General features: G+C 35.3%; 13 protein-coding genes. 6 read left to right on the top strand and 7 right to left on the bottom strand.

Annotated features, from left to right (window positions below):
• Nucleotides 1–105: 105 nt before the first annotated feature.
• The 6 genes from ACRHOC_RS00925 to ilvD form a co-directional block, all read right to left on the bottom strand.
• Complete coding sequence (locus ACRHOC_RS00925; RefSeq protein WP_431156620.1) at nt 106–1,698, bottom strand: NADP-dependent glyceraldehyde-3-phosphate dehydrogenase; 1,593 nt, start codon at nt 1,696–1,698, stop codon at nt 106–108.
• Nucleotides 1,699–1,765: 67 nt separating this feature from the next.
• Nucleotides 1,766–3,034 (bottom strand): threonine ammonia-lyase, encoded by a 1,269-nt coding sequence (ilvA, locus tag ACRHOC_RS00920; protein WP_431156619.1) that lies wholly within the window; start codon nt 3,032–3,034, stop codon nt 1,766–1,768.
• A 20-nt stretch (nt 3,035–3,054) separates the two neighbouring features.
• Nucleotides 3,055–4,554, bottom strand: a complete 1,500-nt coding sequence (ilvC, locus tag ACRHOC_RS00915; protein WP_431156617.1) for a ketol-acid reductoisomerase — start codon at nt 4,552–4,554, stop codon at nt 3,055–3,057.
• Between the two features lie 12 nt (nt 4,555–4,566).
• Nucleotides 4,567–5,097 (bottom strand): acetolactate synthase small subunit, encoded by a 531-nt coding sequence (gene ilvN / locus ACRHOC_RS00910; protein ID WP_431156616.1) that lies wholly within the window; start codon nt 5,095–5,097, stop codon nt 4,567–4,569.
• Nucleotide 5,098: 1 nt separating this feature from the next.
• Nucleotides 5,099–6,835: a biosynthetic-type acetolactate synthase large subunit gene (gene ilvB, locus ACRHOC_RS00905; RefSeq protein WP_431156615.1), complete on the bottom strand. Its 1,737-nt coding sequence runs from the start codon at nt 6,833–6,835 to the stop codon at nt 5,099–5,101.
• Between the two features lie 40 nt (nt 6,836–6,875).
• On the bottom strand, nt 6,876–8,558 hold the full coding sequence (gene ilvD / locus ACRHOC_RS00900) for a dihydroxy-acid dehydratase (RefSeq protein WP_431156614.1): 1,683 nt from the start codon (nt 8,556–8,558) through the stop codon (nt 6,876–6,878).
• 312 nt (nt 8,559–8,870) lie between these two features.
• Between ilvD and ACRHOC_RS00895 the strand changes: the two genes are divergently transcribed.
• The 3 genes from ACRHOC_RS00895 to ACRHOC_RS00885 are packed head-to-tail and all read left to right on the top strand — an operon-like array spanning nt 8,871 to nt 12,662.
• Nucleotides 8,871–10,196, top strand: a complete 1,326-nt coding sequence (locus ACRHOC_RS00895) for a sugar porter family MFS transporter (RefSeq protein ID WP_431156613.1) — start codon at nt 8,871–8,873, stop codon at nt 10,194–10,196.
• Nucleotides 10,186–11,778, top strand: a complete 1,593-nt coding sequence (locus tag ACRHOC_RS00890) for a glycoside hydrolase family 32 protein (protein ID WP_431156612.1) — start codon at nt 10,186–10,188, stop codon at nt 11,776–11,778. The genes ACRHOC_RS00895 and ACRHOC_RS00890 overlap by 11 nt, the downstream gene beginning before the upstream one ends.
• Before the next feature lie 2 nt (nt 11,779–11,780).
• Nucleotides 11,781–12,662 (top strand): carbohydrate kinase family protein, encoded by an 882-nt coding sequence (locus ACRHOC_RS00885; protein ID WP_431156611.1) that lies wholly within the window; start codon nt 11,781–11,783, stop codon nt 12,660–12,662.
• Nucleotides 12,663–12,668: 6 nt separating this feature from the next.
• Here ACRHOC_RS00885 and ACRHOC_RS00880 read toward each other — a convergent pair whose 3' ends face one another.
• Nucleotides 12,669–13,688, bottom strand: coding sequence for a LacI family DNA-binding transcriptional regulator (locus tag ACRHOC_RS00880; RefSeq protein ID WP_431156609.1), 1,020 nt, complete (start codon nt 13,686–13,688; stop codon nt 12,669–12,671).
• A 238-nt stretch (nt 13,689–13,926) separates the two neighbouring features.
• Here ACRHOC_RS00880 and ACRHOC_RS00875 point away from each other — a divergent pair, with 238 nt between their 5' ends.
• The 3 genes from ACRHOC_RS00875 to ACRHOC_RS00865 all read left to right on the top strand — a co-directional run bounded on the left by ACRHOC_RS00875 (nt 13,927) and on the right by ACRHOC_RS00865 (nt 21,902).
• The gene (locus ACRHOC_RS00875; protein ID WP_431156608.1) at nt 13,927–16,917 is read left to right on the top strand and encodes a SusC/RagA family TonB-linked outer membrane protein; all 2,991 of its coding nucleotides are present in this window, start codon (nt 13,927–13,929) and stop codon (nt 16,915–16,917) included.
• Between the two features lie 29 nt (nt 16,918–16,946).
• A complete protein-coding gene (locus ACRHOC_RS00870; RefSeq protein ID WP_431156607.1) occupies nt 16,947–18,554 on the top strand; it encodes a RagB/SusD family nutrient uptake outer membrane protein in 1,608 nt (535 codons plus the stop codon).
• Between the two features lie 84 nt (nt 18,555–18,638).
• Entirely contained in the window at nt 18,639–21,902 is a 3,264-nt protein-coding gene (locus ACRHOC_RS00865; RefSeq protein ID WP_431156606.1) for a VCBS repeat-containing protein, read from the top strand.
• Nucleotides 21,903–21,904: the final 2 nt, after the last annotated feature.

Here is a 21,904-nt window from a genome sequence, read left to right as displayed (position 1 = left end):
TAATTTTTATCTAGCAATACCTGATTTCGAAATTTTGTGAAAAATTACGGAATCAAAATATTTTGAGGCTAAATTTTATTAAAATCTCAGTTTTAATGAATTGATTTATAGGATATAATCTGTACTTACAAAGTTAGAAGCTCTGGAGTTAAGAAGTTTTTCTAAAATCTCATTGTTGTAATCATTATCCTTAGAGGCGACAAAGGTTCGTATTGAAAATGAACGAAGTGCATCATGCACACTTAATGTCGCTACCGCTGAATCCTTTCTTCCAGTAAAGGGATAAACATCTGGACCTCTTTGACATGAGCTATTTAAATTAACACGGCATACGAGATTAACTAAGGTGTCAATTAGTGGTGCCAGTGTCTTAGTATCCTTGCCAAATAGACTTACCTGTTGACCATAGTTTGACGATGCCATATCATCTAAAGGCTCTTCAATATCTGTAAATGGAATAATTGGGATAATTGGTCCAAATTGCTCCTCTTCACAAACGCGCATATTGTTTTTAGCTGGATAAATAACAGCAGGGAAGATATAATTATCTGAAGTCTCACCACCTTTTTTATTGATAATTTCTGCACCGTTTTGAAGGGCATCATCAATTAATTCTTGAATATACGCTGGTTTATCTGGTTCTGGTAATGGTGTAAGTTTTACACCATCTTCCCAAGGATTACCAAATTTTAAATTGTCAATTGTTTCTGAGAAACGTTTATTAAATTCATCAACAATATCTTTGTGAACATATAAAACTTTCAGAGCGGTACAACGTTGCCCATTAAATGATGTTGTTCCTGTAATGCATTCATTTATGGCTAAATCTAAATCTGCATCTGGTAAAACTATAGCTGGGTTATTAGCTTCAAGTCCTAACACCATTCTTAATCTATTGCTTTTAGGATGCACATCTTGTAATGCATTTGCTGAGTTACTATGACCAATAAGGGCTAGGACATCCACACGACCATCCTTCATAATTGGAGTGGCAACAGTTCTACCTCTTCCGTATAATATATTTACCACACCTTTTGGGAAACTATTTTGAAAGGCTTCAATTAACGGCGATAATAAAAGCACACCAAATTTAGCAGGTTTAAATATTGCTGTGTTACCCATTATTAAAGCAGGAATTAAAAGCGCAAAAGTTTCATTTAAAGGATAGTTGTAAGGACCTAAACACAGGACTACACCTAATGGACCACGTCTTATATGTGCATGTACACCAGCGTGTTTATGAAATTTTGCACTGTTTCGATCCATTTCCTTATAATCTTCAATAGTGTCGTAGATATATTCTACAGTTCTATCAAATTCCTTTTGGGAATCAGCCAAATTTTTACCGATTTCCCACATCAATAATTTTACAACTTCCTCGCGCTTGGTTTTCATTTGTTCCACAAACTTCTCCATACACGCAATCCGATCTGCCACCTTCATTGTCGGCCATAGGCCTTGCCCTTTGTCATAAGCTTTGGAAGCAGCATCTAATGCAGTTAAGGCTTCCTTTTCTGTTAAGACAGGAATGCTTCCGAGTAAAGTTGGTTTATATTCTTCTGTTGAAGAGATTGTTGAATAAATGTTGGAAGTTGGACCAGCCCATTCTACTAATTCACCATTAAGTAAATACGTCTTCTGGTGAATTAAACTTGTGATTTTATATATGTCTGGAATAGTTTTAAACGTTGATGTCATAGCGTTTTATTTAAGAAGTCTGAAGTTACGATAAACCATGCTTAAAGTAGGTTAATTGTACGTTAAGTTATACCAAGAATTGAAATAAATCTGGTTTATCATTAAGGTAATCTCCATAAAAATTATGAAGCTTCATTTTGGTAATTAATGGCTCTAGATCTTCTGGAGATTTTAATTGTAATCCTACAACTGCTGCTCCATTTTCTCGATTGGTTTTTTTGGTGTATTCAAAATGAGTAATGTCATCGGTCGGACCTAAAATTTCAGCTACAAATTCCCTGAGTGCACCTGCTCTCTGCGGAAATTTAATAATGAAATAGTGTTTTAAATTGGCATGCAATAAGGCACGTTCTTTAATTTCTGCTGTCCTAGTAATATCATTATTGCTACCACTAACAATACAGACCACATTTTTATTTTTTATTTCATCTTTATATTGTTCTAAAGCAGAAAGACTTAAAGCACCGGCAGGTTCTACAACAATTGCATCCTTATTGTAAAGATCTAATATAGTCTGACATATTTTGCCCTCATCAACAGTAACAACATCGTGAAGTGTTTCTTTACAGATAGCAAAATTTAAATCACCAACGCGTTTTACCGCTGCACCATCGACAAAATTCTCAATAGTTTTTAGTGTCGTATTTCTATTGTTCTTAATTGATGTGAGCATGGAAGGCGCCCCTTTTGGTTCAACACCAATAATTTTGGTCTGAGGGGAAAGTGCTGAAAATACAGTTGATAAACCTGCGGACAACCCTCCGCCTCCAATAGGCACAAAAACGTAATGAATAGGGTGTGTTTTAAACTGATCAATTATTTCTAATCCAACAGTCGCTTGTCCTTCGATTACTTTTTCATCATTAAAAGGATGAATAAAGGTTTTGTTCAGCTTTTCACATTCTTCTATTGCAGCATTATAAGCATCATCAAAAGTATCACCAACCAAAACCACTTTGATATAGTCCTCTCCAAACATTTTTACTTGCTCAATTTTTTGGTTTGGAGTAGGAGCAGGCATAAAAATAGTTCCTTTTATCTGCAACAACTTACAAGAAAGTGCTACACCTTGAGCGTGGTTTCCAGCACTTGCACAAACAATTTCATTTTCAATCTGAGTAGAACTCAGCGAAGAAATTTTATTGTAAGCGCCTCTAATTTTATAAGAACGTACTTCCTGTAAATCTTCTCTTTTGAAATATATATTCGCGTCAAAATGTTTTGAATACCGCACATTCTTAAGTAGTGGTGTTACGTTAGCAATACCATTAAGTTTCTGAGCGGCAGATTCTACAGCTTTTAAAGAAGGTTTGTATGTGGTTTCAGTTTGTTTCATTTAATCAGTAACACAGAAACTTAAGCTAAAACAGAATCCGAAACAGTTGCAGTTTTAATTACTTTCATAGCAGTCATTGCAGCTCTCAATCGCTGGCCGACAGCCTCAATTGGATGATTTCTGATAGCATCATTAACTGCAATCAATTCAACATTATCCACAGCATTTGTTTCTGTAAATGATTTACCGATAACTGATGTATCAACAGATTTCATAAAGTCTGCTAATAACGGTTTGCAAGCGTGGTCAAATAGATAACATCCATATTCTGCAGTGTCTGATATAACACGATTCATTTCAAAGAGCTTTTTACGTGCAATAGTATTTGCAATAAGCGGTAGCTCGTGAAGTGATTCATAGTAAGCAGATTCCTCAATTATACCAGCATCTACCATAGTTTCAAAAGCTAGCTCAACTCCAGATTTTACAAAGGCAACTAACAAAGTTCCATGATCAAAATACTCTTGTTCAGTAATGTGATCTGAAGTTAAAGAGGTCTTTTCAAAAGCAGTTTCACCAGTGGCTTCTCTCCATGTCAATAGATTAACATCATCATTAGCCCAATCTTCCATCATAGTTTTTGAAAAGTGACCAGAAATAATATCATCCATATGCTTTTCAAATAGTGGGCGCATTATTGATTTCAATGTTTCTGACAATTCAAAAGCTTTAATTTTTGCTGGATTTGATAAACGATCCATCATATTGGTAATACCACCATGTTTTAAGGCTTCTGTGATTGTTTCCCAACCAAACTGAATTAATTTCGCAGCATATCCTGGCTCAATTCCTTTTTCAACCATTTTATCAAAAGAAAGTATTGCACCAGTTTGAAGTAAACCACAAAGAATAGTCTGTTCTCCCATTAAATCAGATTTAACTTCAGCTACAAAGGACGATTCTAAAACACCAGCTTTATGTCCGCCAGTTGCAACGGCATAGGCTTTTGCTTGCGCCCAACCTTTACCTTCAGGATCGTTTTCTGGATGAACTGCAGTTAGGGTTGGTACACCAAATCCTCTTTTATATTCTTCTCGTACTTCACTTCCAGGTGATTTTGGAGCCACCATAATAACCGTTAAATCCTCACGTATTTTGGTGCCTTCTTCAACGATATTAAACCCATGAGAGTAACTAAGGGTAGCACCTTTTTTCATTAACGGCATTACCGCATTTACAACGTTAGTATGTTGCTTATCAGGTGTTAAATTAAGTACTACATCAGCAGTTGGAATTAATTCTTCGTATGTGCCAACTTTAAAATCATTTGAAGTCGCATTCTTATATGAAGCTCTTTGTTCTGCGATGGCAGCGGGTCTTAATGCATAAGCAATATCTAAGCCTGAGTCTCTCATATTAAGACCTTGATTGAGGCCTTGCGCACCACATCCAATAATGACTATTTGTTTTCCTTTTAATGCATTAACGCCATCTTCGAATTCTGAAGCATCCATAAAACGGCATTTGCCCAATTGTTCTAATTGTTTTCTTAATGGTAATGTGTTAAAATAATTTGACATTGTCTTTGTGTTTTAATGTTGAAATGCTTCGAGCATTTTAGATATTTTCATTTCGTTTTTAGTTACAGCTATGCGTCCAGATCGTACAAATTGCATAATGCCAAACGCACTTAATTCGCGATATAGCAAGTCTATTTCTTGTTTTCTTCCAGACTTTTCTAGAACAAAGAATTCTTTGTTTACAGTTACAATTCTAGCATTACTTTCTTTGATGATATTCTGAATTTGACGTTCTTCAAATAGAAGATTTGACTTTATTTTGAACATTGCAGAAACCTGATAAATGGTTTCTTCATCAGTATGGTAATAGGCCTTAATCACTTCCACTTGTCGCTCTAACTGACCTATTATTTTTTTCATTTGATCTTCAGTAATGTCCACCACTAAAGTGAATCTAGAAACACCTTCGATTTCAGATCTAGAAGTGTTTAAGCTTTCAATGTTTATATGTCTACGCTGAAAAATTGCCGAAATCCTGTTTAATAATCCAATATTATTTTCAGTGTAAATTGAAACCGTAAAATGTCTTATTTCGTTACTCATATTATTCAAGTCTTATGTCTGAAACTGTTGCCCCAGAGGGGATCATTGGGAATACGTTATCTTCTTTTTCTACACATACTTCTAAAAAGTAAGGTTCTTTACTTGCAACCATTTCTGCAACAGCATCTGCAAGTTCTTCGCGTTTAGTAACACGCTTAGCCTTGAGGTAATACCCTTTGGCTATAGCAACAAAATCGGGATTTGTCATTTCCGTTGAAGCATAGCGCTTATCAAAGAATAATTGTTGCCATTGTCTTACCATTCCTAAAAAGTCATTGTTCAATACAACCACTTTTACAGCGACTTGCTGTTGGAAAATTGTGCCTAATTCTTGTATGGTCATTTGATAGCCGCCATCACCACAGATGGAGATAACTTCTCTTTCTGGAGCAGCCATTTTTGCACCTATTGCGGCAGGAAGACCAAAACCCATCGTACCCAAACCACCTGAAGTAATATTGCTTTTTGTTTGATTGAATTCTGCATATCTACACGCAATCATTTGATGTTGACCTACATCACTTACAATAGCAGCTTCACCTTTAGTTTGGATATTTATTTCTTTTAAAACTTCACCCATTGTGAGCCCTTCTTTTGTTGGATGAAGATCATTTTTTATAACCTTATCAAACTCAATTTTATACAGGTCTTTAAATTTTTGATGCCACGCTTCATGAGAATTAGCATTTAAAAGCGGTAATAACTTTTGTAAGCTTTCCTTTGCATCACCTAATACGGCAACATCCGTTTTTACATTCTTATCAACTTCGGCAGGATCAATTTCAAAATGGATGATTTTAGCCTGCTTCGCATAGGTCGCTAAATTACCAGTGACACGATCATCGAAACGCATACCAATTGCAATGAGGACATCACACTCATTTGTTAAAACATTTGGTGCATAATTACCATGCATACCAACCATTCCAACATTTAGAGGATGAGAAGTTGGAATTGCAGATACACCTAAAATTGTCCAGGCTGATGGAAGTCCAGCCTTTTCGATAACAGCTTTAAACTCTTGTTCGGCTTTTCCTAAAATAACACCCTGTCCCCAAACCACTAATGGCTTTTTAGCTTCATTAATGAGTTTTGCAGCTTCTACTAAAGACGATTCATCTATTTTAGGTACAGGTTTATAACTTCTAATGCCGTTACATTTCTCGTATTTATAATCAAATTCTTCAAATTGAGCATCTTTTGTTATATCGATAAGAACTGGTCCAGGTCTACCGCTTTTAGCTATGTAAAATGCTTTGGCGATTACTTCTGGAATTTCAGATGCTTTAGTGATTTGATGATTCCATTTAGTTACAGGTGTAGAGATACCTACGATATCCGTTTCTTGAAACGCATCACTACCTAATAAATGCGATGGTACTTGACCTGTAATGCAGACCATAGGTGTAGAATCTATTTGAGCATCGGCAATGCCTGTTATTAGATTTGTAGCACCAGGCCCAGATGTTGCGATGGCAACACCGACTTCACCAGAGATACGAGCATAACCTTGGGCTGCATGTGTGGCTCCTTGCTCGTGACGTGTAAGGACATGATGAATTTTGTCCTGATACTTGTAAAATTCGTCATACACAGGCATTATGGCGCCACCAGGATAACCATAAATAGTAGTTACATTTTCTTCCAATAGACACCTAACAATAGCCTCACTACCACTAATTCTAACAGTAGTTTCAGAACTTTGCTTTTGGTCCTTGAGTGTTTGCGTTTCTTTCATATGAATTCTGTTTGGTTGAGACCGTTATTTCTACAACCATTTAAAATTTATCTGTTACACAGCCTTGCGATGCTGAGGCCACAATTTTGGAATATTTATATAGTATTCCTTTAGTATGTTTTGGTTTGGGTGTTACCCAGTTTTGTCTTCGTTTTGATAGTTCTTCCTCCGATAATAGGACGTTGATCGAATTATCTTCAGCGCTGATTCTTATTGTATCTCCAGTTTCAATTAAGGCTATGTTTCCACCTGATTGCGCTTCTGGTGTGATATGCCCAACAACAAATCCGTGTGTTCCTCCAGAAAAACGTCCGTCTGTAATTAAGGCAACTGATTTTCCTAAACCAGCACCCATTATAAGCGATGTTGGTTTCAACATTTCTGGCATTCCTGGGCCACCTTTTGGACCAACATATCTGATTACAACAACATCTCCTTTACTTACTTCTCCGTTTGAAATTCCGGTATTAGCCTCTTGTTCGCTGTCATAAACAACGGCCTTTCCTTCAAAAAGCAATCCCTCTTTTCCAGAGATTTTGGCTACGGCGCCTTCTGATGCCAGGTTGCCGTAAAGAATTTGAATGTTACCCGAGGATTTTAATGCTTTATCCGTAGGAAAAACAACATCTTGTTCTTCAAATTCGATAGCTTCCACATCCGCTAAATTTTCAGCTAATGTTTTTCCTGTAACAGTGAGACAATCACCATGTAAAAAGCCGTTTTCTAAAAGATATTTCATAATAGCAGGAGTTCCTCCAACACCATGTACATCTTCCATAAGATATTTACCAGAAGGTTTAAGATCTGCGATTAAAGGCGTTCTGTCGCTAACACGCTGAAAATCCTCTAGTGTAAACTCAATATCTGCAGCATGTGCAATAGCCAAAAAGTGCAAAACAGCATTGGTGGAACCGCCAAGGGCATTGACCAGAGCAATTGCATTTTCGATAGATTTTTTTGAGATTATATCTAAAGGCTTAAGATCTTTTTCAAGTAGATTTCTTATTGCTCTTGCATGTCTTTCAGCTTCGGAAAGCTTATTTGGGTTTTCAGCAGGTATGGATGAATTATAAGGCAGTGCAAATCCCATACACTCTATGGCAGAAGCCATAGTATTTGCTGTATACATGCCACCACAAGCACCAGCTCCAGGGATAGCTCTTTTTATGATTTCTCTATATTCTGCATCATCGATTTCACCCGCCACTTTTTGTCCTAAAGCTTCAAAGGCAGAAACGATATTTAGTTTACGTCCTTTATAATTTCCTGAGGCAATGGTACCACCATACATCATTATTGAAGGTCTGTTAAGGCGTAACATTGAAATTACAGCACCAGGCATATTTTTATCACAGCCAACAATAGCAATTAAGGCATCATAGCTTTGAGCATTCATTACAGTTTCAATTGAATCAGCAATAATATCTCTAGAAACCAAGGAATAATTCATTCCAGATGTTCCCATTGAAATACCATCTGATACACCGATTGTATTGAAACCAAGACCAACCATATTAGCAATATTGCACTCAATTTTTACTTCGTCTTTCAATCGATTTAAATGCATGTTACAAGGGTTGCCATCATAACCTGTACTGGCAATTCCAACTTGGGCCTTATTCATATCTTCATCCTTAAGGCCTACTGCGTAAAGCATGGCTTGTGATGCTGGTTGTGACTCGTCTTGAGTTAGTCTGCTACTATGTTTATTTAATTGACTCATTTAAAGAATCTCAATGGACTTTTATTAATACGGTACATAAAATTACTTTTTGACATTTCTCCATATTTTTTTAATTCCTAAAAGTATCTAAATTCAGCATAAAAAAAATTAAGTTAAGTAATTGAAAAACAGATATATAAATCAATATTTCTCTGATGTCCAAACACTTTTGAAATGTTGTTTTTTTACTTGAGTTATAAGAGGAAACAAGACGAAATCGTTTTCGGGGTTGTTTTGAGCTAATTTTTGGTATTTGGCTTTTGGTGTGGTAAAAGATTTATAACTTCAGACGAAATAAAATCAATATGCCTTATGAATAAAAGGATCTTATTATGGTCAATTACGGCTGCCCTTGCAGGCTTTTTATTTGGATTTGATACTGTTGTTATTTCTGGAGCGGACAAGAAACTTCAGGCCTTATGGCAATCTTCAGATGCTTTTCATGGTTCGGTTGTCATGGCTATGGCACTCTGGGGAACTGTATTTGGTGCTATTTTTGGCGGTATACCAACCAATAGATTAGGCCGAAAAACCACCTTAATTTGGATAGGTTTATTTTATCTTATTTCTGCAATTGGATCTGCTTTAGTAAATGATCCGTACAGTTTTGCCTTTTTTAGATTTTTGGGAGGAATAGGAGTAGGTGCGTCTACAATCGCCGCGCCCGCTTATGTGTCTGAAATTTCACCAGCAAAAAATAGAGGTAAGCTCGTTGCATTGTATCAATTTAATATTGTGTTTGGAATTTTAATTGCGTTTTTATCCAATTACTTACTAATAAATGTTGGTGAAAATGCATGGCGTTGGATGATTGGAGTTGAGGCTTTCCCAGCGCTAATTTATACTTTATTAATCTTTATTGTGCCTAGAAGTCCACGTTGGTTAATATCTAAGGGGAAGGAAGATGAGGCAAAACAGGTTTTAGAGTTGATTGACCCAGAAGGTGACGCTAATGCCTTTGTAGAATCTGTTAGATATGAATCTGGCAATCAGAAGACTAATGAAAATATATTCATGAAGAAGTATCGCTTTTCTTTACTGCTCGCGTTTTTAATTGCCATGTTTAATCAGTTTTCTGGTATAAATGCTTTTCTATACTATGCACCAAGAATTTTTGAAGAAGCTGGTCTTGGTGAAAGTACCGCTTTATTGAGTAGTATTGGTATAGGTGTCACCAATCTAATTTTCACTTTATTTGGTGTATTCCTAATAGATAAGCTCGGACGAAAGGTTTTAATGTATATAGGTTCTATTGGGTACATTATTTCATTGAGTCTTGTATCAATAGCTTTTTACCAAAATTGGGAAGGACTAGCAGTCCCGATATTTCTATTTTTATTTATTGCATCTCATGCCATTGGTCAAGGGGCAATCATTTGGGTTTATATCTCTGAAATTTTCCCAAATCATTTACGTGCAAGTGGACAATCATTTGGAACCTCAACACATTGGGTTTTAGCGGCAATTATCCCGTCACTGGTGCCTGTTTTATTTGCAAGTATTGGTCCAGGAACGGTATTTTTATTCTTTGCCATCATGATGGTCTTCCAGTTATTATTTGTCATTTTTATGATGCCTGAAACAAAAGGTATTTCCTTAGAAGAATTAAGTAAAAAATTAATTAAAAATGAAAGTTAAATATACTCGATACACCATTTTATTTGGGCTTTTTGTTCTGTTGTTTTCTAGCTGTAAAACAGAGACAGAAGCGAAAGTCGTAAGTACAGAAATTGACCAAGAATATTATAGACCTAATTATCATTTTACACCTGAAAACAATTGGATGAATGATCCTAATGGGATGTTTTATTTAAACGGTAAATATCATCTCTATTTTCAGCACTATCCTGATGATAATGTATGGGGACCAATGCATTGGGGACATGCTATTAGCGAGGATCTTATAAATTTTGAGGAGCAACAAATTGCGCTTTATCCAGATGATCTTGGACTTATTTTTTCAGGGAGTGCTGTTGTTGATTATGACAATACCTCAGGTTTTGGAGTTGATGGTAAGGTTCCTGTTGTCGCTATTTACACATATCATAATATGGATGGAGAAAAGCGTGGAGATATAGATTTTCAAACCCAAGGTATAGCGTATTCCCTAGATGAAGGAATGACCTGGACTAAATATGCTGAAAATCCAGTTATTTCCAACCCTGGCATAAAAGATTTTAGAGATCCTAAAGTGTTTTGGGATCAGCGTAATTCTAAATGGATTATGTCCTTGGCTGCAGGTAATAAAATTATGTTTTACAGTTCCGAGAATTTAAAAGCGTGGAAATTTGAATCTGATTTTGGAGAACTTAAAGGTGAGCATGGTGGTGTTTGGGAATGTCCTGATCTTTTTCCAATGAAGGTTGAAGGATTGGACGAAGAAAAATGGGTGCTATTGGTGAGTATTAATCCGTCTGGGCCAAATGGAGGAAGTGCAACCCAATATTTTATAGGAGATTTTGATGGAAGCACCTTTACACTAGATAAAAACTTCAACAAACAACTTGAAAAGAATACGGCTGTTTGGTTGGATTATGGTAGAGATAATTACGCAGGTGTGACGTGGTCTAATCTTCCACAAGATGATGGTAGAAATTTATTCATTGGGTGGATGTCTAATTGGGACTATGCTCGCGACACACCTACCTATAAATGGAGAAGTACGATGACTATTCCAAGAGAATTGATTCTGTTGAAAAAGGATGAAAGCTATTTGGTTAGAAGTCGACCTGTAAGAGAACTTAAGAATTTTGTTTCTAAGGAGAAAAATAAAGATGTTATAACACCAAGAGATTTTCAAACTTTATTTTCTGATAATACTATAGATTTTGAAAAACTTAGTTTTAGTTTAACCATGACTGAATTAAAAAATGAAGCTTATTCCATTAATCTATATAACGCATATGGTGATACTTTAAAATTAGGTTTAAACAATAAAGAAAAATTCATCTTTCTTGATAGAACAAAATCTGGAAAAGTTAATTTTTCGGATAAGTTCGCACCAAGCATCTCAAAAGTCCATATAGAAGGGGAATTCAATTTAATCGAATTAGAAGTCGTTTTAGATAAAACGTCGATAGAGGTTTTTATTAATGATGGTGAAATTGTTTTAACAGAGCTCTTCTTTCCTAATAGTCCTTTAGATTCAATTTCAATATCAAGTAATGACGATACATTTCAGTTAAGAGATGTCTCCATAAGGGAATTTAATTTTAATTAATTATGTCTTCAATAACTTGTTTTGGGGAAGTTTTATGGGATGTATTTCCAACTCATAAAAATATTGGAGGAGCACCACTTAATGTTGCAATAAGATTGGCTTCATTTGGTAATAATGTCAATGTTATAAGTTGTGTAGGTGATGATGCTGATGGTACGTCTTTGGTTGATTATATGAATGAGCATGATGTCAATACTTTTGGCGTACAAATAAGTCCAAATTTAAAGACAAGTTGTGTTTTAGTCGCACTCGATGAGACGGGTTCGGCAACTTATACGATTGAAAAACCCTGTGCCTGGGATGAGATTCAAATTTCAGATATTTTAAAATCTATTACCATCTCTTCCGATGTATTTATTTTCGGAAGTCTAAGTATACGCTCTATTACATCTAAAACAACATTATTGGCCTTACTTAACGAAGCACGGTTTAAAGTGTTTGATGTTAATCTGAGAAAACCACATTATAAAATGGGTGATCTTATTGAATTAATGACAAGGGCAGATCTGATTAAGTTTAATGATGAGGAAATAATTGAAATAGGTGAGTACTTTAATTTTGAATCGGATGATATGAAAGAATTGATTGAATTCATTTCAAAAAAAACTAATACTGAACAAATTTGTGTGACCTTGGGCAGTAAAGGTGCCCTATTTTATGATGAAGGAAATTTTTTAAGAAATAACGGATATTCAGTTAAGGTAAAAGATACTGTTGGAGCAGGTGATTCCTTTCTTGCAACATTGGTGGATGGCATACTTAACCATTTTGATAATCAGTCTACACTTAATAGGGCATGTGCTGTAGGAGCAATAGTAGCCTCTAAAGAAGGTGCAACACCAAAAGTATCTCAATTAGAAATAGAGCAAATGCTAAAAAGCTAGAAGGTGTTAACTTGAGTTTCTTAAGATAAGTTCAGTTTCAATAGTAATCGTCTGATAATCGTATTTTTCACCCTTCTGTTTACTTTCAATTTCATGGAATAATATTTCGACCGATTTTTCACCTGTCTTATAGGCATTTTGCTCCACTGAGGATAAGGTCGGCGTTATTACGGAAGACATAAACCAATTACTAAAACCAAATACAGCTATCTGGTCTGGTATTTTAATTTGTTTTTCATTCAGATAATTTATAGCACCGATAGCCGTGAGATCTGTGATGGTATAAATGGCATCAATATTCATTTGATGTTCTTCGAGAGCTTTTTTAGTAGTTTGATAACCGTCGTCAAAATTAGCGTTAGGAGTAGAATACACTAAAGCAGGGTCGTATGCTATATTATTATCTTCTAATGCTTTTTTATAACCCAGAAAACGGTCAATCGAATTTTGAGGATTTAGATCGCCTCTAAAATAAGCGATGCGTTTACAACCTCTATTTATTAAATAAGTTACAACATCATAAGAGGCTTTAATATCGTTGATAATGACTTTAGAGCATTTTAATAATTTAGAAATTTTATCGAATAAGACTAGGGGAATTCCAAAGTCAATAACCCTTTGGAGATGTGTGGTGTCCTTTGTACCATTTGATAGAGAAATTAAAATCCCGTCAACGCCTTTGTCTAATAAGAGCTTTACTTGTTTTTTTTCAAGTTCGTAGTCTTCATTAGACTGCATGATGATCACCATATATCCTTTAGCTTCAGCCTCTTTAAGAACAGCGTCAATAATACTGGAGAAAAAATAATGAACCATACTTGGTATAATGACACCTATAGTTTTAGATTGCTGACTTCTTAAACTCTGAGCAAATGTATTAGGTGTGAAATGAAGGGATTCCGCAAGTTCAACAACTTTACTTTTTGTTGCTGAACTAACATCGGGATAATCCTTAAGCGCCTTTGATACTGTAGAGACAGAAATTCCTAACTGATTAGCAATTTCTTTTAAGGTAATTTTCTTCATAAATTATTGTAAAGCTTCGTTCGAATCGTATTTCATCTACGTAGTTAAAGATACCTTAAATCTTAATAATCTCGAAAAATTTACGAAAACCTTTTCGTAAATTTTTTTAGTATTTTATTAAGAAATTTTTGCCATTCTCTTAAAAAAGAGGCATTTTAGTTTTTTAATTAATATTTATTTAACAAAAATTTGTTAATTTAATAACTGTCTAACCAAATACTAATTAAACTAACTAAGTATGACACAAAATCTATTAAGAAAAATTTTATGTAGTTTTTTCTTTGTTTTGGGAAGTATCATGTACGCCCAAACTGTAACAGGTACTGTTTCAGACACGTCAGGTCCATTACCTGGAGTGAATGTAATAGTAAAGGGAACTTCTAATGGTTCTCAAACTGACCTAGATGGTACATACACCTTAAACAATGTAGCTTCAGATGCTGTGCTTGTTTTTAGTTATCTCGGTTTTAAAACTCAGGAGGTGGCTGTGAACGGACAATCGACTATTGATGTAACTCTTGAAGAAGATGTTGCTCAATTAGAAGCGGTTGTTGTTGTAGGTTATGGTAACCAGGTTAGAAAAGAAATCACAACGGCTGTAACAAGCGTTAGTGAAGAAGAATTTAACAAGGGTGTAATTAACAATGCATCTCAGTTATTACAAGGTAAAGTAGCCGGTCTATCGGTATACAACAAAGGTGGTGATCCAAACAACAATGGTGTAATTAGACTGAGAGGTCTTTCTACTGTTGGTGGTAACACTGAGCCTTTAGTAGTAATCGACGGTGTACTTGGACAATCCTTAAACAATGTGGATCCTAGTGATATTAAAAACATCACAGTATTAAAAGACGGTTCTGCAGCAGCGATTTATGGTTCGAGAGCATCGAGTGGTGTAATCTTAGTAACTACAAAATCAGGTCGTAGTAACCAACCTTTTTCTGTTGAGTACAACGGTCAGTATGGTGTTTCTGATGCGATTAACGCTGTAGAAATTATGGATCGTGGACAGTTCCTAGCAACTGGTGGTACAGATCTAGGAAATGATACTGATTGGGTGGATGAAGTAACACGTTCAGCGTTTTCTCAGGTTCACAACATAGCAATGTCTGGAGGTGCAGAAAACACTAACTACAGGGTTGCAGTTAACTACAGGGACACAGAAGGTATTTTAATTAACTCAGGGTTTGAGCAATTAAACATTAGAGGTAATTTTACTGGTACTTTATTTAATGATAAATTAAGAATTAACTTTAATTCAGCATTTACTCAAAGAGACAGTGATTTTGGTTTTAACGAAGCATTACGTTATGCAATCGTTTATAACCCAACTGCTCCAGTATTTGGTGACGACGCGCCATTCGCATTTAACTCTGAGCAATTCGGAGGTTATTTCGAAACACTTGGTTTATTCGATAGTTTCAACCCAGTTTCAATTGCAGAGCAAAATAGAAATGCTGGTGCTACTACTACAATAAACTATAACGCTGACTTTAGATATTCAATTACTGATGATTTATCTGCTACATTAAATGTTGGACAACAAGTGTCTAGAACAGATAACAATCAATATTATCCAACAACATCATTCTTTAGAGGTGGTGCTGTTAGTCCATTTAGAAAAGGTAGAGCTGATTTCTATAGTAATGAGGCAAGAACAAGTACTTTAGAACTCTTTGGTACTTATAACAAAACATTTAACGACTTCTTTAGAATGAAGTTAGATGGTGGTTATTCTTTCCAGGAAAATGATTTCAACGAAAACTATTTACAATTAGGAGATTTCCCTCCAGGTGTTAATTTTGATTTTAGTAACGCTATCGAAGTGTCACAAGATTTAAATGAAGCTGGTAGAATTATTGCCAATAGTGGTAGAAATGATGACGATAGAATTATCGCATTCTTCTTAAGAGGTAACTTTACCTTTGATGACGCAATTTATTTAAGTGCATCTATAAGACGAGAAGGTTCTAGCCGATTTGGTGCTGACAATCAGTGGGGTACATTCCCATCTGTAGCGGTTGGTGCAGACTTAAATAACTATTTAGAATTAGATAACGTATCTTTATTAAAAGCACGTTTAGGTTATGGTGTAACTGGTGCGATTCCTCCAGGAGTTGGTTTATCACAGACTACATTTAACGTAACAAATGGTGCTGGTGGATTTGGTTCTTCTTCTACAGGAATTGGAACAAGACTTGCAAACCCAGATTTAAAATGGGAGGAAAAGCGCGAGCTTAACTTCGGTATCGAATTTGCAATGGACAGGTTATCTGCTACAGTAGATTTATATAACAGAGACATTGTTGACTTTATTACTGCAGTCTCTATTGATGCTGCATCAAATAATGGATTTACTTCACAGTTCCAAAACGCTGGTGAGTTAAACACTAAAGGTTTTGAATTAACTGTGAATTACGATATTATCAGAAATGATAGAGTAAACTATAATATGGGTCTTGTTGCTTCAACTTACGAAACAGTATTAGAGAAAAATGCTGGTGGTGACAGAACTATTGCAAACTTAGGTGCTCCTGGTCAAAATGATACAGAGGTAATCTTAGTAAGAGAAGGTGAAGAAGTTGGTCAAATCTGGGGTCCTGTATTTACTGGACAGGTTGACGCTAACGGAACTCCAATCTTAGCAGATATTAATGGTGACGGTAACGTTGTTGCTGATCAAGGTTCTGCATTGGCAGAAGATGGTGACTTTACTGTATTAGGTCAAGGTTTCCCAGATTGGGAAATTGGTTGGACTCACCAAGTTTCATTTGGTAACTGGGATGTTAATGCATTCTTTAGAGGTGCGTTTGGTCACAGTTTAGTGAATACATTCCGTGTATTCTACGAGCCAAGAATTGGATCTCAGTCTTCATATAACTATGTGAATACTGATTTAGCGAGAGATGATATTAGAACTGCGCAGTTTAGTTCTTACTATGTTGAGAAAGCTGATTTCTTAAGATTAGATAACTTAACTGTTGGATACAATTTTGATCTTGGAGATACGTCATTCATTAAGAGTGCTAGAGTATCTTTAACAGCTCAGAACTTATTTACAATCACAGATTACACGGGTGCTGACCCAGAACCAGCATTCCAAGATTTAGGAGCTGTAGATAACGGTGGAAATACTGGAAACCCAGAGGTGTTAGCTCCAGGTATTGATAGACGTTATAACTATTTCCAAAATCGTACGATTACGTTGGGCTTAAACGTTAAATTTTAATAAAAATTGAAATGAGAAAAATGAGAAAAATGATGAAAAAATCTTTTGTAGTATTCTTGGGTGTATTGGCTACAATGTGTTACACCTGTACGGATCTTGAAGAAGTATTGGAAGATGAGTTAGTAACTGAATTTTCCGATGATGGTGTGCCAGACAATTCTGGTGAGACTGCTGGTGGTGTCTTCCCTTCTGGAGCGTTGGCAGCTGCTTATGGACGACTAAGAAATGGTTCTGCCGGTCACGGTAGTTACTATTCTGTACAAACAGTTTCTTCTGATGAGATGGCCATTGGTCAAAAAGGTGGTGACTGGTTTGATGGTGGTATCTGGTTAGATATGCACAGACATACAGTTAACTCTTCTAATGGACCACTTAATGGTACATGGGTAGATGCTTATGGTGGAATTGCAGAGACTAACTTAGCACTAGAATCTGGTTTATCAGCTGGTGAGGAGTCTCAAGCAAGAGTAATAAGATCCTTCTTCTATTGGAGATTATTAGATTTATACGGTAGAGTAAAACTTATTACATCGTCTGGTGGTGATGCACCACAGTCAGACAGAACTGCTGTATTTAACTTTGTAGAGCAAGAATTACTTGGTGCTCTTGGAATTCCTGCTGTAACTGGATCTATGGATTTATCTGGTAGCCCGTTAGGTATGGGGCAAGAACCTTACATTGTAAATCAATTTGCAGCTTTAGGTTTATTAGCTAAATTATACTTAAACGCTGAGGTTTATACTGGTACAGCTAGATATGAAGAAGCTATGTGGGCAGCAAGTTATATTATAGATAACGGTCCATACCAGTTATGTGATGACGGTTGTGCGGTTTCTAACTTAGCTAAGCGTCCAAATGTAGCATCAGATCCAGATCAATTAACTGGATATGCGGCAGTATTTGCACCAAACAATCAGTTTAACCCTGAAATGATTTGGTCTATTTACTACGATGAGTCAAATGCTGGAGGTATGAACTTCTCTCAGATGAACTTACACTATAGTTCTCAACAAACATTTGCACTTGATGCACAGCCATGGAATGGTTATCAAGTACTAGAAGAGTTCTACAATAGCTATGATAATAATGACTTAAGAAAAGAAGCAAACTTCTTAGCAGGTTCTCAAACTGATTTTGATGGAGCTGACTTATTAGACTATGCTTCTGATGACCCAACTATTGTTGTTGAGTATACTCCAGCGATTAATGAGTTAGAGCCTAACTCAATAAGACAGAGTGGTACAAGAGCTAAGAAATTTAGTTTCCAATTATTCGGTAGACCAGACATGAACAACGATTATCCAATCGTACGTTTAGGTGATGTTTACTTAATGAGAGGTGAAGCAATGGCAAGAAATGCTGGTAACTGGAATATGGCGTTACCAGATGTAAATACAATTAGAGCTAGAGCAGGTCTTGCACCTTTAGCATCAATAGACGCAGATGGTTTCTTTGATGAAAGAGGTAAAGAAATGTTCCAAGAGTCTAGTAGAAGAACTGATAGAATCAGATTCGGTAAATGGGGCGAGTCTTGGTGGCAAAAAACTAACAGTGATGCCTTCAGAACTGTATTCCCAATTCCTCAAGAACAAATTGAAGCTAGTGGTGGAACGTTAACGCAAAACCCTGGTTATTAATTTAATTTTTAAGTATTTTATTTGAGTAAAAAGAGGTACATTTATTTGTACCTCTTTTTTTAATAGCAAAATTTTAGTACTTAAATGAAAAACCTGTTTATTCTTTTAATTGTCAGTGTATTACTGTTTACATGTAGCGCTGAAAAAGATAAAATATCTACCTTATTTCAGTTAAAAGATAGCCGTACAACAGGCATTACTTTTAATAATTCACTAGAATATACCGAACAGCTTAACCCATACACCTATAGAAACTTTTTTAATGGAGGTGGTGTAGCTTTAGGAGATATTAATAATGATGGTTTATTAGATATTTTCTTTACTGGGAATTTAGTAGACAATCAATTATATCTCAATAAAGGCAATTGGAAATTTGAGGACATCACTAAGTCGGCAGGTGTTGCCAGTTCTGGTGTTTGGTCATCTGGAGTCTCTTTTGTAGATATAAACAATGATGGATTGCTTGATATTTATGTTTGTAAAGCTGGTCCACCTAGCGAAAATAAAAATCGACATAATGAGTTGTTCATTAATAATGGCAATTTAACCTTTACTGAACAATCTAGCGACTTTGGACTGGATATAACAGGCCTTAGTGTTCAAGCTAATTTTTTTGATTATGACAAGGATGGTGACTTAGATTGTTATTTGCTCAATAATTCAATAAAGGCCGTTGGTAATTATGACTTTATAAAGGATCAGCGCAATCAGCCAACAGAAACAGGTAATAAACTATTAAGAAATGACAACAATGTTTTTGTAGATGTTACAGAAGCATCTAATATTTATTCTAGTGCGATTGGATTTGGATTAGGCATTACAGTAAGCGATTATAATAATGATACTTGGCCAGATATATTTATTTCAAACGACTTTTTTGAACGCGATTACCTTTATGTAAACAATCAAGATGGCACATTTACTGAAGATTTGACCAACCAGTTTGGATCAATATCAATGGGCTCTATGGGTGCCGACGCGGCAGATTTAAATAATGATTCCTATGCAGATATTATGGTAACCGAAATGTTGCCAAGAACAATAGAACGACAACGTACCAAAACACTTTTTGAATCTTGGAATAAATACGATATAGCAAAGAATAAAGGCTATCACCAGCAATTTTCTAGAAATGCATTACATCGTAACATGGGAGATGATTCATTTTTAGAAATAAGCAGACTTTCTAATGTAGCAGCTTCAGAATGGAGTTGGGCATCGCTTTTATTTGATGCAGACAATGATGGATTAAAAGATATTTTTATCAGTAATGGTATCTACAAAGATCTTCTAGATAGAGACTACCTTATTTATATGGCAAATGAGGACCGAATAAGGGATATGATTGCAACAGATAAGGAAATAATGAACAAGTTGGTAGATTTGATGCCCTCTCAGGCCGTACCAAATACGTCATTTAAAAATAATGGTGATTTTCAATTCGCAGAAACCACAACGGATTGGGGATTTGAATTACCAAGTTTTAGTAATGGAAGTGCTTATGGTGATATTGATAATGATGGCGATTTAGATTTAGTCATCAATAACGTAAATATGCCTGCATTTTTATATGAAAATACGACAGACTTAAATTCTAATAAGAGTATTACCGTTAATTTAAAAGGTTCAGATAAGAACAAATATGCTATTGGTGCAAAGATCGAAGCGTATTACGGTGAAAACCAATATGGAAGTTTAGAAAATTTTCCTTCAAGAGGATTTCAAAGTTCTATTTCGTATCAGTTGCTGCTTGGCACTGGTAATAATGAAACAATTGATAGTCTTATTGTTACTTGGCCAAATGGAGTAAAGACTAGAAAATATAATCTCACCACAAATCAAGTATATCAATTAGATCAAGAACAAGGCCAGTTACTCGCAGAGACGTCTAATGTAAAAGGAGATCCTATACTAATAAAGCAAGAAGGTTTTTTCAATTTTAGACATAAAGAAAACAATGCAGTCGACTTTAATAAAGAGCAATTACTGCCAGAAATGTGTAATAATGAAGGTCCTAAAATAACTTATGCTGATATCAATAATGACGGTATTAATGATTATTATATTGGTGGCGCAAAAGGGCAGTCAGGTAAATTGTTTATATCTGAAGCATCAGGAGATTATACAGAAATTGATTCTCCTTTCAACTTAAGCTCAAGCTCAGAAGATACAGATGCTGTCTTTTTTGATAGTGATGATGACGGCGATTTAGATTTGTATGTAGCAAGTGGTGGAAAAACGTTTTCAAAGTTTGATTTTGCCTTAAATGATAGGCTATACATTAACAATGGTAATAATACATTTTCATATAGTATAGAGACCTTGGTGTTTCCTGCACCAATAAGTACTTCTACAGTTTCAGTATATGATTATGATCAAGATGGAGATTCAGATATTTTTATTGGTGAACGTTTTAAAGTGGATACCTACGGTAAACCGACCTCTGGATTTATTCTTAATAATAATGGTGATAATAAATTTGAAGTTATCCAACCTGATGTTTTACGAGAAATAGGATTGATTACAGATTCTCAATGGGTAGATTTAAATAATGATAACCTTAAAGATCTTGTTGTCTCTGGCGAATGGATGCCTATTTCAATATTTATTAATACGGGTGGAACCTTTGTGAATGAAACTGAAAAGTATGGTTTGAAAAATACAAATGGCCTTTGGAAAACACTAAAGGTAATTGATGTTGATGGTGATGGTAAATTAGATATTGTTGCAGGAAATAAAGGTGAGAATTCTTTCTATAAACCTGGTATGCGAATGTACCTATCAGATTTTGATAATAATGGGACTGTTGAGCAAATTATTTGTCAAAAAAGAGGTGAAAATTATTATCCTATTGTAGACAGAGATGAGTTAGTGGCACAGCTTGCAAGTCTAAAACAAAAGCTCTTGTACTATAAGGACTACTCGGAGGCGACAGTAGCTTCAATATTTTCAAATGAGCAGTTAAAAAATGCCGATATTTTTGATGTTAAAATGCTAAATACCGCTGTTTTTTTAAATAAAAATGAGACATTTGTAAGTCAAAAATTACCAGTAGAAATACAGTATTCTAATGTGGCGGCAATAGAAGCCTTAGATGTGAATAAAGATGGTAATTTAGACCTTGTTGTTGGTGGAAACCAATTTTTTATCAAACCTCAATTTGGCATTGACGATGCTTCTAAAGGATGGGTGCTTTATGGTTCATCCCAAGGTGGTTTTGATGAAGTAAAATCTCTGAAGATTGATGGTCAAATTAGAGATTTTCATGTCGAAAGTAGAGGAGAAGAAATGTATTTGATGGTATCAATTAACAATAGAAATTTAGAATTATATAAAGTTGAAAATTAAAA

This window comes from Winogradskyella poriferorum (genome assembly GCF_050618035.1).
Classification (GTDB): domain Bacteria; phylum Bacteroidota; class Bacteroidia; order Flavobacteriales; family Flavobacteriaceae; genus Winogradskyella; species Winogradskyella poriferorum_A.
This window is presented reverse-complemented; position numbering and strand designations above follow the sequence as displayed.

Excerpts from the sequence above, each read along its gene's own strand:
- ACRHOC_RS00880 (WP_431156609.1), bottom strand. The coding sequence starts at position 13,688 with ATGAAGAAAATTACCTTAAAAGAAATTGCTAATCAGTTAGGAATTTCT.
- ACRHOC_RS00895 (WP_431156613.1), top strand. The coding sequence starts at position 8,871 with ATGAATAAAAGGATCTTATTATGGTCAATTACGGCTGCCCTTGCAGGC.
- ACRHOC_RS00870 (WP_431156607.1), top strand. The coding sequence starts at position 16,947 with ATGATGAAAAAATCTTTTGTAGTATTCTTGGGTGTATTGGCTACAATG.
- ACRHOC_RS00885 (WP_431156611.1), top strand. The coding sequence starts at position 11,781 with ATGTCTTCAATAACTTGTTTTGGGGAAGTTTTATGGGATGTATTTCCA.
- ACRHOC_RS00865 (WP_431156606.1), top strand. The coding sequence starts at position 18,639 with ATGAAAAACCTGTTTATTCTTTTAATTGTCAGTGTATTACTGTTTACA.
- ACRHOC_RS00890 (WP_431156612.1), top strand. The coding sequence starts at position 10,186 with ATGAAAGTTAAATATACTCGATACACCATTTTATTTGGGCTTTTTGTT.
- ilvD (WP_431156614.1), bottom strand. The coding sequence starts at position 8,558 with ATGAGTCAATTAAATAAACATAGTAGCAGACTAACTCAAGACGAGTCA.
- ACRHOC_RS00875 (WP_431156608.1), top strand. The coding sequence starts at position 13,927 with ATGACACAAAATCTATTAAGAAAAATTTTATGTAGTTTTTTCTTTGTT.
- ilvA (WP_431156619.1), bottom strand. The coding sequence starts at position 3,034 with ATGAAACAAACTGAAACCACATACAAACCTTCTTTAAAAGCTGTAGAA.
- ilvB (WP_431156615.1), bottom strand. The coding sequence starts at position 6,835 with ATGAAAGAAACGCAAACACTCAAGGACCAAAAGCAAAGTTCTGAAACT.
- ACRHOC_RS00925 (WP_431156620.1), bottom strand. The coding sequence starts at position 1,698 with ATGACATCAACGTTTAAAACTATTCCAGACATATATAAAATCACAAGT.
- ilvN (WP_431156616.1), bottom strand. The coding sequence starts at position 5,097 with ATGAGTAACGAAATAAGACATTTTACGGTTTCAATTTACACTGAAAAT.
- ilvC (WP_431156617.1), bottom strand. The coding sequence starts at position 4,554 with ATGTCAAATTATTTTAACACATTACCATTAAGAAAACAATTAGAACAA.